At 43.8% G+C, this 16,531-nt stretch carries 15 protein-coding genes and 1 tRNA gene; 5 read left to right on the top strand and 11 right to left on the bottom strand.

Annotated features, from left to right (window positions below; translation table 11 throughout):
* Positions 1-23: 23 nt before the first annotated feature.
* Both ABD036_RS12160 and ABD036_RS12155 read right to left on the bottom strand, forming a co-directional pair.
* Positions 24-581, bottom strand: coding sequence for a hypothetical protein (locus ABD036_RS12160; RefSeq protein ID WP_343860287.1), 558 nt, complete (start codon positions 579-581; stop codon positions 24-26).
* On the bottom strand, positions 581-784 hold the full coding sequence (locus ABD036_RS12155) for a hypothetical protein (RefSeq protein WP_343860285.1): 204 nt from the start codon (positions 782-784) through the stop codon (positions 581-583). Before ABD036_RS12155 ends, ABD036_RS12160 begins: the two co-directional genes overlap by 1 nt.
* 94 nt (positions 785-878) lie before the next feature.
* Between ABD036_RS12155 and ABD036_RS12150 the strand changes: the two genes are divergently transcribed.
* Positions 879-1,649 carry a hypothetical protein gene (locus ABD036_RS12150; RefSeq protein WP_343860283.1) on the top strand — a complete coding sequence of 257 codons (771 nt, stop codon included), beginning with the start codon at positions 879-881 and terminating at the stop codon, positions 1,647-1,649.
* A gap of 29 nt (positions 1,650-1,678) precedes the next feature.
* Here ABD036_RS12150 and ABD036_RS12145 read toward each other — a convergent pair whose 3' ends face one another.
* The 7 genes from ABD036_RS12145 to ftsH form a co-directional block, all read right to left on the bottom strand.
* The gene (locus ABD036_RS12145; protein ID WP_343860281.1) at positions 1,679-2,461 is read right to left on the bottom strand and encodes a caspase family protein; all 783 of its coding nucleotides are present in this window, start codon (positions 2,459-2,461) and stop codon (positions 1,679-1,681) included.
* 103 nt (positions 2,462-2,564) lie between these two features.
* Positions 2,565-2,649: transfer RNA gene (locus ABD036_RS12140), tRNA-Leu, on the bottom strand.
* Between the two features lie 14 nt (positions 2,650-2,663).
* The gene (gene secG / locus ABD036_RS12135) at positions 2,664-3,017 is read right to left on the bottom strand and encodes a preprotein translocase subunit SecG (RefSeq protein WP_343860279.1); all 354 of its coding nucleotides are present in this window, start codon (positions 3,015-3,017) and stop codon (positions 2,664-2,666) included.
* Between the two features lie 6 nt (positions 3,018-3,023).
* The gene (tpiA, locus tag ABD036_RS12130; protein ID WP_343860268.1) at positions 3,024-3,770 is read right to left on the bottom strand and encodes a triose-phosphate isomerase; all 747 of its coding nucleotides are present in this window, start codon (positions 3,768-3,770) and stop codon (positions 3,024-3,026) included.
* 97 nt (positions 3,771-3,867) lie between these two features.
* Positions 3,868-5,208, bottom strand: a complete 1,341-nt coding sequence (glmM, locus tag ABD036_RS12125) for a phosphoglucosamine mutase (RefSeq protein WP_343860266.1) — start codon at positions 5,206-5,208, stop codon at positions 3,868-3,870.
* Positions 5,209-5,212: 4 nt separating this feature from the next.
* On the bottom strand, positions 5,213-6,040 hold the full coding sequence (gene folP, locus ABD036_RS12120) for a dihydropteroate synthase (RefSeq protein WP_343860264.1): 828 nt from the start codon (positions 6,038-6,040) through the stop codon (positions 5,213-5,215).
* Positions 6,041-6,119: 79 nt separating this feature from the next.
* Positions 6,120-8,069, bottom strand: coding sequence for an ATP-dependent zinc metalloprotease FtsH (gene ftsH / locus ABD036_RS12115; RefSeq protein WP_343860262.1), 1,950 nt, complete (start codon positions 8,067-8,069; stop codon positions 6,120-6,122).
* 630 nt (positions 8,070-8,699) lie between these two features.
* On the opposite strand from ftsH, the gene yhbY reads away from it, so the two are divergent.
* Positions 8,700-8,996 (top strand): ribosome assembly RNA-binding protein YhbY, encoded by a 297-nt coding sequence (gene yhbY / locus ABD036_RS12110; RefSeq protein ID WP_343860260.1) that lies wholly within the window; start codon positions 8,700-8,702, stop codon positions 8,994-8,996.
* Between the two features lie 174 nt (positions 8,997-9,170).
* On the opposite strand, the gene ABD036_RS12105 is transcribed toward yhbY, so the two are convergent.
* Positions 9,171-9,653, bottom strand: coding sequence for an FKBP-type peptidyl-prolyl cis-trans isomerase (locus tag ABD036_RS12105; protein ID WP_343860258.1), 483 nt, complete (start codon positions 9,651-9,653; stop codon positions 9,171-9,173).
* A gap of 42 nt (positions 9,654-9,695) precedes the next feature.
* A complete protein-coding gene (locus ABD036_RS12100; protein WP_343860256.1) occupies positions 9,696-12,083 on the bottom strand; it encodes a Lon protease family protein in 2,388 nt (795 codons plus the stop codon).
* A gap of 252 nt (positions 12,084-12,335) precedes the next feature.
* Between ABD036_RS12100 and leuS the strand changes: the two genes are divergently transcribed.
* The 3 genes from leuS to holA are packed head-to-tail and all read left to right on the top strand — an operon-like array spanning position 12,336 to position 16,483.
* The gene (gene leuS, locus ABD036_RS12095) at positions 12,336-14,939 is read left to right on the top strand and encodes a leucine--tRNA ligase (RefSeq protein WP_343860254.1); all 2,604 of its coding nucleotides are present in this window, start codon (positions 12,336-12,338) and stop codon (positions 14,937-14,939) included.
* 3 nt (positions 14,940-14,942) lie between these two features.
* Positions 14,943-15,461 (top strand): LPS-assembly lipoprotein LptE, encoded by a 519-nt coding sequence (locus ABD036_RS12090; protein ID WP_343860252.1) that lies wholly within the window; start codon positions 14,943-14,945, stop codon positions 15,459-15,461.
* Positions 15,461-16,483, top strand: a complete 1,023-nt coding sequence (gene holA, locus ABD036_RS12085; protein ID WP_343860250.1) for a DNA polymerase III subunit delta — start codon at positions 15,461-15,463, stop codon at positions 16,481-16,483. The genes ABD036_RS12090 and holA overlap by 1 nt, the downstream gene beginning before the upstream one ends.
* Positions 16,484-16,531: the final 48 nt, after the last annotated feature.

The raw sequence follows: 16,531 nt of genomic DNA, 5'->3' as shown, positions 1-16,531 counted from the left end.
AATTACCCCATTAGTAAACAAGCCTAATACTTACACACCGCATCACTATTTTTGATGTAAAAGCTCAATACGCGTTGGTATTTGTCTGGATTATTCCACTGCTTACGGATATGACATATATGCGGATAAAATGTCCGCAAAAATGCCCGGCCATCCGTATCGAAAAACTGCGCTCCTACCGCTGCGTCGCATAAGTTGAGCTCTCTACACAGTATGATTTGTTCGTAAAACGTGAAAATTTGCTCTAAAGAACCGCTTAATTCATCGCGCTTAATCACCTTTACAATCTCGCTATGATAAAGGGTTGCTAACTCATTGGGGGCAATATTAGGATCGGTCAGCATTGCATTAATTTGTGTGACATGTTGACTCATAGACTGAGTCACCCTGAGTCTCGCTTGCATTAACAAACCATCGCTATGGTAGCGTTCAACAAACGCCATGGAACGATCAACTCTTACCGCAGATTTATGTTCAAGGTACTGAAATACGCCAAATATCCCGCCGATCACCACCGCTAACGCCGCAATCCAAGTGCCCACAACTTCAGCGACCTGAAGTTTGAATTCTTGCGCATCCATTAACTTTTACATACCGGCAAGCTATTGTTAACTAAACAAGGATCATATCCGCGGTCATCACCATCCTCTTGGCAGTTTTCGTTAGCTTCACGGCATTCAGGCTCATCGACATTATCCGGCGTAGACTTGCAGCCAGTTAACAGTAAACAACTTAAACTCAATGTTGTGATCAATACTTTAGAGAAATTGTCCATTATTTTCATTTGTATTTCTTATGGTTAAGTTAATCAGAATATTTAATACTAGTAGACAGTTACTATCGAGTAAAAGAAATCACAATTCAAGGACACAACTCATATGAACATTAGAAATGTACTACCTGTGTTAGTCGTTTCGCTCTGCTCACCCTATGTTGATGCTCAAGATGTTCGAGTCATTGCTGGATTATCAATGGGTTACAGTAACTTCGAATTTGCCGAAAAACTGGACCACAATATAAGCTTTGCCAGTGCCAGCGTTCCGATTGCCTTTACTTATCAACAATGGCAAGCCTCCATCAACCTGCAAACCAGTCTTTCTGATGCGGATATCTCCGAAGAAGAAGACGTTGGCCAAGCCTCGCGTAAGGATGCAGATTTCACTTTAGGCTATCGCGTAGACGATAATTGGTCAGTTTTTGCCGGTTATAAGTACGGAAAAACCAACATGCAATTTACCCCTCGTGATGACGAGGAGGAAAGTGCAGTAACAACGCAAGAAAGCTACGCTCAAAAAGGTCCCTTTGTCGGTGTAAGCTATGCGTGGAAATTTGAAAAAGCAGGCAGCTTAGCCCTTTCAGTTGCGTATGCTGATTTGCGTGCCATCAATAACTTTGTCGCCAATACCGATGATGATGATGAAGAAATAGAAGAGTTAGAGTTTGATGATCTTAGCGGTCGTGTCACCGGAGATACCCACGGTTTTAGCTACGCTATCAGTTGGACAATGCCCTTATCCAGTCAGTTACTCTTTCAAACTCGCTTTAAAATAAACGATTACCAACAAGATATTGAGTTCAATGGTACGGCATTTAAAGACATTGATGAAACCTTCACCTCGCTTCAAGTAGGACTGGCTTACGTGTTTTAACATCATCGGTTTACATGTTACCGATGATGTTAAAACACCACTATATCGGGTAAATCGAGATTCGGTGGCGGATTTAAGTAGACCTGCCCCACCAATGAGGAGTGCTCCCAAGGGATTTGTCGATTGTGTGTTTCTCGTGCCACGCCCTTTCTCACTTTCTTGAATAAGGCTTCCACTGTCATATTTTGTTCAATATGTTTTAATAAGTGTTTAGTATAAATACCATTGCCATCGCGACCATCAGAGGCAATCCCACCGGGCTCGGTTGCATAGGCGATAATAGTCCCGGTAGGTGCTTTAATTGACGCCAAGCCCGGGGATTTAATTCCCTGACCAAAGGGATTATTGCGACACGCATCCAATATCACCACATGTTGTACGTCTTTATTGCTGTGCATATGGGCAAATAGTTCAGACAAATCGTATAAGTTGTTGAGTAATTGCTCTTGTGTCTCGAATGCTAGGCCGATGGGGATCAGGTAATTGGCTTGATTAATTTGCATGGCGTGGCCAGCATAAAAAAACAACACCAACTTAGCGGGCGAGTTAGATTCTTGTACCTGTTTAAAGAATACCGAAACATCACGGGTTAAAGACGATTTATCTAAATTAAGCAGAGTCGTTACCTGAAAATCGATACTTTCAAGTGCGCTGGCTATTTGACGGGCATCATTTTCGGCGTGTTTTAATGGCGCAGCTGCATAGGCTTGATTACCTATCACCAAAGCGAAGCGTTCAACTTGATATTCGGACGCCATCACCGGAAAGCATCTAATCAACACCAAAAGAAACACTGATACGAGCTTGAACATAGCAGGCTGACTTGTATTTTTTAAAGTAACAGCCTCTATACATAGCATTTTTTATGCTAACAAACAAAAAAGGTGAGCACTTTCGTGATCACCTTTTCCAAAATGGTGCGGATGGGGAGACTCGAACTCCCACGGCCGAAGCCACAGCCCCCTCAAGGCTGCGTGTCTACCAATTCCACCACATCCGCAAAACTTTCAATTCCTAGTTAGGAATATCATTGCCAGTATCAGCATCATTCGTTGCTGGTACTGTTTCTTCTAGAGGTTGTTCTAGCCCTGGTACACCTAAGTTTTCAAACTCATCAACGGTTTTCTCTTTAACCGCAGTTTGATTACCTAGGATCAAGCTAATGACGAAAAATAACGTGGCTAAGATAGCCGTTGTTCTCGTCATAAAGTTACCTGAGCCAGTAGAGCCAAATACAGTGTTAGAACCGCCACCACCGAAAGAGGCTCCCATATCAGCGCCTTTACCTTGCTGAATGAGCACCATACCGATAAGCATAAGCGCGACTATTAAATACACTACAATTAAAATTTCGTTAAAATACGTCATGTTTCTCTAACCCTTTGCCGCTTGGCAAATATTTAAAAATTCTTGAGGATCCAAACTGGCTCCCCCTATCAACCCGCCATCAACATCGGGTTGTGAAAATAACTCTTTTGCGTTGGCTGATTTAACACTGCCACCGTATAAAATTTGTAGCTTTTGCGAAATGTCAGTATCGCCTTTGGCAATGTGATCGCGAATAAACTTATGCACTTCTTGAGCTTGCTCAGGACTTGCTGTTTTACCCGTACCTATTGCCCAAACCGGCTCATAGGCTACTACCATATGGGCGAATTGCGCAATACCAACTAGCTCAATCACTGCATCTAGTTGCGCCGATATAAAGTCAAAGTATGTTCCGTCTTCACGAATTGACTCTGGTTCTCCAACACATAAAACCGGTATCAAACCGTTTTTCAGTGCTGCTTCGACCTTCTTCGCTACTAAATCGTTGCTTTCGTGGTTATCGGTTCTTCGTTCCGAATGCCCTACTAACACGTATTTACAGCCTGCTTCAAGCAACATGCTGGCTGACACTTCTCCGGTGTGCGCACCTGAGGCGAATTCACTGAGGTTTTGTCCACCCAATGAAAAATCAGCCTGTTTAAAATCACCGAGATAAAGCGATGGAGGACATACTAAGATATCGACACCATCAATGGACTGACCGTTTAGCGCTGCAACCATCTGCGTTGCAAGCTGACTATTGCCGTTCATCTTCCAATTACCAGCTACTAAGTGACGTCGTGAATGTGGCACTTTGTTGTTCCTTAGCCCAGTGAAAAAGCGGGCGTGATATTAACCAACCCGCACTCATTATACAAGCACAGGATGATTAAATAATGTGATAGATTGTTTAATCGGTCAATTTACGCACTGCATCTGCAATGTATTCTGCCCATTTAGTCGAATCTTCATTTTTTTCAGCTTCAACCATGACTCTGATTAAAGGCTCTGTGCCACTCTTCCTTAGCAATACTCGACCGGTTTTTCCCAGTTGACGCTCGGCTTCAACAACTGCTGCTTTGACGTCTGCATCATCCAAAGGATTAGCACCTTCACTAAAGCGCACATTGACCAATGTTTGAGGGTACATATCCATGCCTTGGCACAATTCATGTAAGCTCATATCCGAACGTAGCATTGCGGTTATTACTTGCAAGCCAGCGACTATCCCATCACCAGTTGAGGTCACGTTTAAGTTTAATACATGACCAGAGTTTTCACCGCCAATTGACCAGCCTCGCTGTTGCAAAAGCTCCATGACGTAACGATCTCCAACGTCAGAACGTAGGAAAGCGACGCCCAATTTATTTAGCGCGATTTCAAGGCCTAAATTGCTCATTAGGGTCCCCACGACACCGCCGTTCAAACGGCCTGATTTCAAAGAGTCCCGAGCAATGATGTAAATTAACTGGTCACCGTCGATGACGTTACCTAGGTGATCCACCATCATGATCCGGTCACCGTCTCCGTCAAGTGCAAAACCAAGATCAGCTTTATTTTCAACTACCGCGTCACGCACCGCTTTCATCGAGGTCGCGCCAACTTTGTGGTTGATATTGACTCCATCGGGACGGGTTCCGATTTCAATCACCTCAGCACCGAGCTCACTTAAAACATTGGGTGCGATGTGATAGGTCGCGCCATGAGCACAATCGACGACTATTTTCAGACTTTTCAGGTTGAGATCAGAAGGAAATGTTCCTTTACAAAATTCAATATAACGGCCAGCAGCATCTTCGATGCGATAGGCTTTGCCCAACTTGTGCGAGGCCACGCATTCCATTGGCTCGTCCATTTGTCGCTCAATTGCTAACTCAATTTCGTCATCAAGCTTAAAGCCTTTGGCTGAGAAGAATTTAATACCGTTATCGTAGAAAGGATTATGCGATGCACTGATCACAATACCAGCTTCCGAACGAAACGTTTTAGTTAAATAGGCAATTGCGGGCGTTGGCATAGGCCCTAGTAGACCGATGTTAATACCGGCGGCTGAAAGCCCCGCCTCAAGGCAGGATTCAAGCATATAGCCTGAAATCCGAGTGTCTTTACCGATGAGCACTTTATTGGTACCTTGACCGGCCAGTACCTTGCCTGCTGCCCAGCCTAGCTTCATTACGAACTCAGGGTTAATAACGCTTTCGCCTACCTTTCCTCGAATACCATCGGTACCAAAATATTTTCTTGCACTCATTTTACTATTCCTTAAAAGTACTCAGCGCAGACACCACTTTTACCGCATCTACTGTTTGTTTTACATCGTGCACTCGCAATATGTGTGCACCTTTCATCATCGCTACCGTTGCTGCCGCCAAACTTCCAGCTAAACGCTCACCAACCTCACGATTTAACAAATTACCTATCATTGATTTACGGGATACGCCAATCAGCATTGGCACATCCAATGACCTAAAGTGCTCTAGTCTATTCAATAGCTGATAATTATGCGACAAGGACTTACCAAAGCCAAATCCAGGATCGATTATGAGCTTGGATTTGGGGATGCCTGCGGCTACGCATTTTGCCATCCGCTCGGAAAGAAAATCGGAAACATCAGTCACCACTTCATCGTACGTCGGCTGTTGTTGCATACTTCTAGGTTGCCCTTGCATATGCATTAAACACACGTAAGCACCGCTTTTAGCGGCTGCTTCTAGCGCGTTTTCTTCACGAAGAGCCCGGACATCGTTAATTAAGCGGGCCCCCGCATTGACCGCATGTTGCATGACACTGGCTTTACTGGTGTCAATCGACACTAGGGTGTCAAATCTCGCACAAATGCCCTCTATCACTGGAATAGTGCGATCTAACTCCTGTTGTAAAGATACCTCAGCTGCCCCAGGACGGGTCGACTCGCCTCCCACATCGATAATGCTGGCACCATCTTCAATCATCAATCGAGCCTGTTCAATGGCTGCCTCGACACTGTTGTGTTGACCACCATCTGAAAATGAATCAGGCGTTACGTTTAAAATCCCCATGACTTTGGGTTGAGATAAATCAAGACACGCTTGATTAAATTGCATTGCTTTTATCATTTATGACAACTAATAAAAAAGGTCGAATCAGCAGCACTGAATCGACCTTGAATTTAAAAATGATCTACTAGTTAGTAAGGTCACCGGGTTTGCCTACTGAAGAAGAATTAGTTTTACTTTCCTCTTTTTTGTCCACTGACTCGCCTTCCCCACCTTTAGGCTTGTTGTCGGAGTCATTGTTTCGGCTCGCCCAATCAGCTGGCTCACGCACTTCTCTGCGGGCCATAAGATCATCGATTTGCTTGGCATCAATGGTTTCATACTTCATCAAAGCATCTTTCATTGCATGCAAAATATCCATATTCTCTTTGAGAATTTTCTCTGCGCGCTCGTAGTTGCGATCGATTATAGATTTAATCTCGGCATCAATCGCTCGTGCAGTGTCGTCTGACATGTTTTTCGCTTTTGACATGCTGCGACCAAGGAATACTTCACCTTCTTCTTCAGAATACAACATAGGACCCATTTTGGTAGACAGTCCCCATTGGGTAACCATTTTACGGGCAATGTCGGTAGCACGTTCAATATCATTAGAAGCGCCAGTGGTAACCCCGTCTTCGCCTAATGTGAGAGACTCGGCAATACGTCCTCCAAACAAGCTAGAAATCATACTTTCTAAATGTTGTTTACTATGACTGTATTTGTCTTGCTCTGGCAAGTACATAGTCACACCTAAAGCTCTGCCTCTTGGAATAATCGACACTTTATATACAGGATCATGCTCAGGCACCAAGCGTCCAACAATTGCGTGTCCCGCTTCGTGATACGCGGTATTGGTCTTTTCTTCTTCAGACATCACCATGGACTTACGCTCTGCGCCCATCATGATCTTATCTTTCGCTTGGTCAAATTCTTCCATCGCAACCACGCGTTTGTTGGAGCGAGCTGCGAACAGAGCGGCTTCGTTGACTAAGTTAGCCAAATCAGCACCCGAAAAACCTGGCGTACCACGGGCAATCACTGATGCTTCAACATTGTCAGCGATGGGTACTTTACGCATGTGAACTTTAAGTATTTGCTCACGACCACGAATGTCGGGTAATCCAACCACAACCTGACGGTCAAAACGACCGGGGCGCAATAGTGCCGGGTCAAGTACATCAGGACGGTTTGTCGCAGCGATCACGATAATACCTTCGTGGCCTTCAAACCCATCCATCTCCACCAACATCTGATTGAGGGTTTGCTCACGTTCATCGTGACCACCACCCAGCCCAGCACCACGTTGGCGCCCAACTGCATCAATCTCATCGATAAAGATAATACAAGGTGCTGACTTCTTCGCTTGGTCAAACATATCTCTAACACGAGACGCACCTACACCGACAAACATTTCAACAAAGTCGGAACCAGAAATGGTAAAGAAAGGCACTTTTGCTTCACCGGCGATAGCTTTAGCCAGTAGTGTCTTACCTGTTCCAGGGGGACCGACCATCAAAACACCTTTAGGGATCTTTCCGCCTAGTTTTTGGAATTTTGTTGGATCACGCAGGAAATCAACCAATTCTGACACATCTTCTTTGGCTTCATCACAACCTGCTACGTCAGCAAAAGTTGTTTTGATTTGATCTTCACCTAATAAACGCGCTTTGCTTTTGCCAAACGACATAGCACCACGGCCACCGCCGCCTTGCATTTGACGCATAAAGAATATCCACACGCCAATAAGGAGCAACATTGGGAACCAGGAAATAAAAATCTGCGATAAAAACGATTGCTGCTCTGGAGGCTGACCTTTGAGCGTGACGCCGTTTTTGATCAAGTCTGAGACGAGTTGGTCATCTGGGTAAGGGATGTAAGTTGAAAAAGTATCACCACTTACACGCGTCCCCGTTATCTCGCCTGTTTGGCGATTAATTGTTGCCTCGCGGATCATTTTATTGTTCACATCACGAACAAACGTAGTGTAATCAGTCTGTGCTTTAGCCGTTTCTCCAGGTGAGAAACTATTAAACACGGACATCAATACCACTGCGATGACCAGCCATAAAATTAGATTTTTCGCCATATCGCTCAACGCTTTTAACCTCTATTAGTAAATTCTGTAGTTTCATCATGAAACAAATTGCGCAGTACCCAAGAGTACTACAGTTTATATCTGGTCGCTACCAGATAAACGCCCCAAATCCTCGCTCAAGCTGAGCTTTGAATCTGTGTCTTAACGTTCTTAACACTATTGCAGAGGGATTGTTAATCCTCTCCTCCTCAGATTGTAAACCAGCTTTACAATCGCAGTTAATCTCACTTCGTCAATCCGTTGGATTAGAATTGCGCTTGTGACTAGCAACCACTTAGCCTCTATATCCTCCTTGTTATTGACTTGCCAATTTAACAAACCAAACTTATGACTCTCTGTATACGTTATTTTTAGCTAATGTGGTCAAAATATTCATTGAATTATCTTGAGCCTACACCAACACTATTCATCTTGAACATTGCAATATTCATTTTGTGCAATTTGGACAAAGGAATATGTGAGATGTTTCATTAGCAAATCAAATAGTGTCTTTTTAGTTGCCCTTTATTGGTATTTCAATTTGGATGAATGCTCACAACCGCAAGATGTTATTAGGTATAATAGCGAGATGGCGTTAGAATACTGCTTTTCAACCATATATCATTAATAAAATTGTAAGAAATCATCTAAATGAAGCTATCAAATAAACAAAAACAGTATCTCAAAGGCTTGGCCCACCCTCTTAAGCCAATCATTCAACTAGGCAATAATGGTCTTACCGAAGGTGTCCTTGCCGAAATCGACAATGCCCTAAATCATCACGAATTAATCAAAGTCAAAGTACCGAGTGACGATCGTGAAGAAAAACAATTGATCATGGACGCCATCACCAGAGAGACCAAAGCGGAAAAATTGCAAACTATTGGCCATACCTTGATTTTGTTTCGCCAAAGCGAAGAAAAGAAAATTACTATCCCTAAAGTGTAACGCTCCGTTAGCGTTGAGGTTATTTGTAATCTCACCCTAGACTTGTGAGGCAAGTTAATTGGTGTATAAGTTCACCTTCTATCTTGCCGCAATGAGCGATTATGCAGAGCTTTAAGCCTTGCATAACCTGCTCCATAAGATTCTGTTGGCTGTTAACGAGTGCAAACAAGGCGTTTAGTGATGATGCCCACCTACACCATGGGCATGACCGTGAGCAATTTCTTCTTCCGTTGCTTCGCGCACCGACACGACACTCAAATCAAAATCTAACTTCCTACCTGCTAGGGGATGATTGGTATCCACAGTCGCCATGAATTTGCCTACTTTGACAATAGTCACTTCCATTGGCCCTTTTTCAGCCTGCACTACAGCGGTCATGCCAGGCTGCCACTTAGGGGCGCCTTGAAGGTGCTTAATAGAAACACGTTCTAAAGCGTTCTCAACATAATCGCCGAAGGTCTCAGAGGGTAACAATTCGCCGTTAAATTCATCACCCGTTTGTTTGCCCGCTAACGCCTTTTCGATGCCAACCATCATGTTATTGTGACCATGCAAATAGGCAGCCGGTGTCTTACCAAAACTACTTTCTAATTCATTACCCTGCTTGTCTTTAATTCGATAGTGAAATTGCACTACGGTATTTTTCTCGATAATCATCTTGGTCCTTAATTCTTCATGTACGCGATATTTAGCCTGATATTAATCGTCATCAGCGCCATTTACGATGTTAGCAATGTTATACAGCCGGTTAACGGCAGCATAATTTACGCTGCCTTTGGGATAGCGTCCTCGACTAGACAATTTCCCAGCTTCTTTTTCAGTAAGCAGCGCTAACGCATCATCAACCGTAGCTGCGGTATAAATGTGGAATTGTTGTTGTTGAACAGCATGGATCACTTGGCTGCTTAACATCAAATTAATCTGATTGGAATGAGGGATAATCACTCCTTGGCTACCAGAAAGCCCTCGATGTTGACACAAAGTGAAGAAGCCTTCTATTTTTTCGTTCACCCCGCCCACCGATTGCACTTCACCATATTGATTGATCGAACCGGTAATGGCTAAATCTTGCCTGACAGGAATGTCAGTTAACGCTGATATCAAGGCGACTAATTCACCTAAAGATGCACTGTCACCATCAATATGACCGTAGGATTGTTCAAGGGCAATATTGGCTGACAAGGTTAACGGGAAATATTGTGCATATTTATGACCAAGATAACCGGTTAGTAGCATGACCCCTTTTGAGTGAATCGGTTGGCCTAACTCTACCTCACGTTCAATATCTACCACACCGTTAGCGCCTGCGTAAACAGTGGAGGTAATACGTGCAGGCGTGCCAAAAACACTGTCTCCCACTTCTAATACTGTCAAGCCATTCACTTGTCCGACGCTAGTACCATCAGTGGCGATGAGAATTTGACCTTGTTTAATGTCTTCTAGCAGCGCTTGACTCACGCGCCCTGTGCGGATCGTTTTAGCCTGCAATGCAGTTTCTATGTGTCCAACATCCAAGGTGTCTGCCAGTTCTTTAACACAAAAAAAGTGGGCTTCGTTCATCAATTCAATAATATCGGAAAATCGCGCTGACAGATTCTGTTGATGCTCTGCCAAACGCAAACTGTATTCGACTAAACGGTACATCGCTTTGTTGCTTATACCATTCAAACCAAGACTGATGATGTGGTGTCTGACGCGTCCTACAAAATCATACAGCGATTTTTTGTTGAGCGGTATTTCGTGGTCAAAATCGACCAACACGCGAAACAATTCGTCAAATTCTTCATCATAATCTTGCAATAAATAATAGAGATCTCGTGAGCCAAGCAACACCACTTTAACGTTCAGCGGCACCTGTTGCGGATTTAACGTCATGGAATTCACCATGCCCACATCCAGTTGCGGCAATTCCATTTTCAGCTCACCAAATTTAAGCGCTAACTTTAATGAATCCCACACATATGGCTGATCAATCATTTTATCCGCATCGAGCAACAAATAGCCGCCGTTAGCTTTGTGCAATGCGCCACTTCTGATCATTCGATAACTCGTGTACATAGAACCTTGCACATTGGTGTATTCGATTTTACCAAACAGATTTTGATGAGTTGGGTTTGGCTCATAAACAACTGGAGCGCCATCGTCCAATGCATGAGACACCAATATGTTAGGTAAATATTGTTCTTCTAAGACTTCACGCTTGTCATATTCATCTTGCTTATCGTCTTTTTGATCGCCAGCCAAAATCTCCACAATGGTGTCGATCAAATGGGGTTTCATTTGTCTTAGAAACTTTAAGATTGCTAAATCGTTGGCGTGCTTATGTTCTAAGTTTTTGAGTAGTGGTTTAATTCCCTGCTCAGCGGTATCTCGTTTCAACTTACGAAGTTGTTCAGACGAATGGCGTTTCCATTTTGGCAATTCAATTAGCGCTTCACTTAAACGATCTTCAAGGGTATCGATGAGTTGATAATGCTGCTGACGTTGTTGATCATCAAGTTTGGCAAAATCTTCATCCGTTAACGGTTTGCCGTTCACGATGGGGGAGAAACTGATACTGCCATCAGTTTCGTATAAGGCCACGTTTTTTGACTGCGCGAATTGTTCTACCTCATCTATGGCTTTGTCGTAACGCTGTTCAAACTCTCGATTAATTGCGGCTTTTTTTCGTTGGTATCCAGGATTGTCGTAGGCGGCTGGAAACGTATCCATTAATTCGTCAATTAAGGATTCAATATCATTGTGTAGACTTTTGCTTTCACCGGGTTTAAGACGCAATATAACTGGCGCTCGCTCTTCTTCAAAGTTATTGACGTAGCACCATTCTTCAGGCGTCGCAATTTTATCGACGAGTTTGGCTATATATTCATGTACCAGCGTGTAACGACCTGTTGCATGTTCGCCCATGACATACAAATTGTAGCCTTGCGCTTTAATTCCTAAACCAAATGATAGCGCTTCACGAGCGCGTTCCTGACCAATAAAGGTAGCCTGTAACGCTTTATCATCTTGCAAAGCTTGATTGATAAAACGTCGACTTGGAACTGCGGTGAGTTGCTTTGCATTTAAAGAAAGATGTTGCGTCATAACCTATTCATAATTGCCCATTTAGCGACAGTGAAACCTGTATAATGGGTCCTGTCAACCGTCGGCCTGAGCATTATGTGTTGATCCGCTCACATATTAGGCGCTGATAGAAGATTTAACCGCCGAAATCGCGATTAGCTATTGTTTGCACAGCGGTAGCTAAGGTATTCTTTGGCTAATTATATTTGCTAGTCAGTTCAGACTAGATTATCACTCTCATTTTTTAATTTTTATGTTTGGAATTGCGTTTTAATGGCCGAAAATCAGTACGACCCGCAAAAAATCGAATCAAAGGTGCAAGCTCATTGGGAAGAGAACAAGATATTTACGGCTGTACAAGATGCCAATAAAGAAAAATTCTATTGTCTCTCGATGTTTCCTTACCCCAGTGGTCGATTACATATGGGGCACGTCCGCAATTACACTATCGGTGACGTAATCAGTCGATTCCAACGTATGCAAGGTAAAAATGTATTGCAACCTATGGGTTGGGATGCGTTTGGTTTGCCAGCCGAAAATGCGGCCATCAATAATAATACCGCTCCTGCCAAGTGGACCTATTCAAATATTGAATACATGAAACATCAACTTAAATCCTTGGGTTTTGGTTACGACTGGCAGCGCGAATTGGCTACCTGTAAACAAGATTATTATCGTTGGGAACAGTGGTTCTTTACCCGTTTGTACCAAAAAGGCATGGTGTACAAAAAGAATGCCACCGTAAACTGGGACCCAGTCGATCATACGGTACTTGCCAATGAACAAGTTATTGACGGGCGTGGTTGGCGCTCTGGCGCGCTAGTGGAACAAAAAGAAATTCCACAATGGTTTATCAAAATCACCGATTACGCAGAAGAGTTATTGGCCGATCTTGAACAACTGAGCGAGTGGCCAGAACAAGTAAAAACCATGCAAAAAAACTGGATAGGTCGTTCTGAAGGGGTAGAAATCACCTTCAAACTTGCCCAAGCCATTGCCAACATTGATCATTTCGACGTTTATACAACAAGGCCAGATACCTTGTTAGGGGTCACTTATGTTGCCGTCGCTGCAACTCATCCTCTGGCGATTGAAGCGGCCCACACTAATGGTGAATTAGCCGCTTTTATCGAGGAATGTAAAAATACCAAAGTCGCTGAAGCAGACATGGCCACTATGGATAAAAAAGGCTGTGCCACAGGTTTGTATGCCATACACCCAATATCTGGCAACAAAGTACCTATCTGGGCTGCGAATTTCGTGCTAATGGATTACGGTTCAGGTGCGGTGATGGCGGTACCTGGCCATGACCAACGTGACTATGAATTTGCCACTAAGTACAAATTGAATATTGTACAAGTCATTGCACCAACCGAAAGTAGCGATGAAATCTGTGATTTGAGTCAAGCCGCTTTCACAGAAAAAGGGCTATTGGTGAATTCAGGGCAATTTAACGGACTGACTTCTGAACAAGCATTTGACCAAATCGCTAAAGAGTTAGAAACCCAAGGAAAAGGCTCGCGAAAGGTCAATTACCGACTGCGCGATTGGGGCGTATCTAGACAACGCTATTGGGGAACCCCAATTCCGATGCTGAACCTGAAAAATGGTGAGTCGGTGCCGGTTCCAGAAGATCAGTTACCCGTTGTACTACCCGAAGATGTGGTGATGAATGGCGTGATTTCACCAATTAAAGCCGATCCTCAGTGGGCTGAAACAGAATATGAAGGGCTACCCGCACTACGCGAAACCGATACGTTCGATACTTTCATGGAGTCTTCTTGGTATTACGCCCGTTATACTTGTGCTCAAAATGATAGCGCCATGCTCGATCCAACGGAGGCCAACTATTGGTTGCCGGTAGATCAATATGTCGGTGGTATTGAACATGCCATTTTACATTTATTGTATTCACGCTTCTTTCACAAGTTATTGCGTGATGAGGGCTTGGTAGAGTCTAGCGAACCTTATAAGCAACTACTTTGTCAGGGGATGGTGCTGGCCGATTCATTTTATCGAGAAGACGATAAAGGCAAGAAGCAATGGTATTCCCCTGCCGATGTAGAGACCGAAAAAGATGACAAAGGACGGGTAATCAAAGCGACCTTAAAAAGCGACGGTCAAGCTGTCGAATTTGGTGGCATGACCAAGATGTCTAAATCTAAAAACAATGGCATCGATCCACAGCAAGTTATCGATGTGTATGGTGCCGACACCATCCGCTTATTTACAATGTTCGCGGCGCCACCAGAGCAAACCTTAGAATGGATAGACTCGGGTGTTGAGGGAGCTAATCGCTTCTTACGTCGTTTCTGGAAATTGGTACAAGATCATTTGGAGAACGATGATACTGCAGCACTGCAGAAAGATTCCTTAACCAATGAACAAAAAACCTTAAGACGTCACATTCACAAAACCATTGAAAAAGTCAGTGATGATCTTGGCCGTCGCCAGACCTTCAATACGGCAATAGCAGCGATCATGGAACTGTTGAACCATTTGCAAAAAGCCAGTCATGAAACGGTACAAGATCGCACTATTTTGCGTGAAGGCATTGAGGCGATGATATTAATGCTCAATCCTATCACACCGCATATCTGTCATGAGCTTTGGGGCCAAATCGGCCACAGCAGCGAATTAGCATTTGCTCCATGGCCAAGTGTCGATACCGATGCCTTGGTGGAAGACGAAAAGCTCATCATAGTGCAAGTTAACGGAAAAGTTAGAGCAAAAATGACTGTCGCAGCCGACACAGATGACGCACAAGTGAAAGAGTTAGCGGTCAATCAACCTAATGTCTTACCTTTCACCGAAGGCAAAACGGTCAGGAAAGTCATTTATGTGCCCGGTAAATTAGTTAACATCGTGGCTAACTAAATCATGATTAAGTTACCTGTTCGCGCATTGATAATTGTGGCACTTGTTCTGGTAGGAGTGAGTGCCTGCGGATTCAAATTGCGCGAAGCTCAGGCGTTGCCGAACGGTATTGAGCAAATATTTTTAACCGGTGTTGAACAAAATTCACCTTTGCGGCGCGAAGTACGGAAGTACTTGAAAGTTTATCAAATCCCCTATGTGACACAAACACCGCAAACCAAGCAGGAACAAACGGTGGCAATCTATCTGATGCCTGAAACTTTGGACCGCAGACTACTGTCGCTATTCCCAACCGGACAAGTAGCAGAATATGAATTGGTATTAACCATTCGCTTCCAAGTAGCTTTTGCCGGTCAAGAAGCACGTTTTGTCGAGTTTGATGTAACCCGCGAATATCAAGATGATCCTGATGCCATTTTGGCCAAATCAAGAGAGCTTGATTTGGTTTTGTCGGAACTTAGACAACTAGCCGCTGATAGGATGATCCGGATGTTGCCAAGTTTGGATAGCAGAGCGCTTTAATGCAGATCTATCCGGATCGTTTCGAGTCTCACATTAATAAAGGGTTAGCCTCATTTTATATGGTGTTTGGAGACGAACCCTTACAAAAGATGTTGACCATAGAAGCGATCCGAAAACATGCTGCCACTCAAGGTTTTGATGAGCGACAACAGTTATCAGTCGACAACCAGTTTGCTTGGCACAGCTTAACTGAAGCCACACAAACGCTTTCACTGTTTAGCAGCAAACAATTTATCGAATTAGATATGCCCACAGGTAAACCTGGTGCAGAAGGCAGCAAAGTATTGAGTGAGCTGGCGCAGAGTATCTCCGCTGATACGATTGTTTTGCTGCATGGTTTGAAAATCGGCAAAGATGTGCAAAATACCAAATGGTTTAAAGCACTGGATAAAAAAGGCGTGTACGTTCCGTGTTATCCCTTAGAAGGAAAACAGTTGGACAACTGGATATCCAATTACATGCGAAAAGTCGGGCTTAAAACCACCCCATCGGCATCCGCGTTGTTAAGTGATTTTTGTGAAGGCAACTTACTCGCCGCAAAACAAGAAATAGACAAATTGCTATTACTCTATCCCGAGCAAGAAATCGACGATGTAAAAATCGAAAAGGCGGTGATCGACCAGTCTCGCTTTAACGTGTTTCAATTGGTAGATGTGATGTTATCCGGTGATGCAACCAAAACGGTAAAAATGCTCCATCGTTTGGAGGCTGAGGGCGTTGAACCAACAATCATTGCATGGGCATTAACCCGCGAATGGCAAACGCTCAGCCAATTACTCGGCAATAAAGCTAGCGGACAACCCATTAACTGGAATCAACATCGGATTTGGGGCAACAGACAAGGTTTATACTCAGCAGCGATGAACCGCTTGAAGCAGGATAACTTGAATCAGATTAGAGCTAAGCTACAAATCCTTGACCAGCGAATTAAACAGTCGCAGGTGCATAGACCCTATGTCGAACTCTGTCACATTTGTTTGTTGTTCATTGCCTTTGACTTAACTCATATGGCAATTGGTTAGGACTGCGGTTACGCATAACCACAAGTGACGCAAAATTAAAGGTCGGTG

The organism is Aliiglaciecola litoralis (assembly GCF_039523355.1).
Lineage (GTDB): Bacteria > Pseudomonadota > Gammaproteobacteria > Enterobacterales > Alteromonadaceae > Aliiglaciecola > Aliiglaciecola litoralis.
Note: the sequence above shows the minus strand (reverse complement) of the source record. Positions and strands in the feature narration are given on the sequence as shown.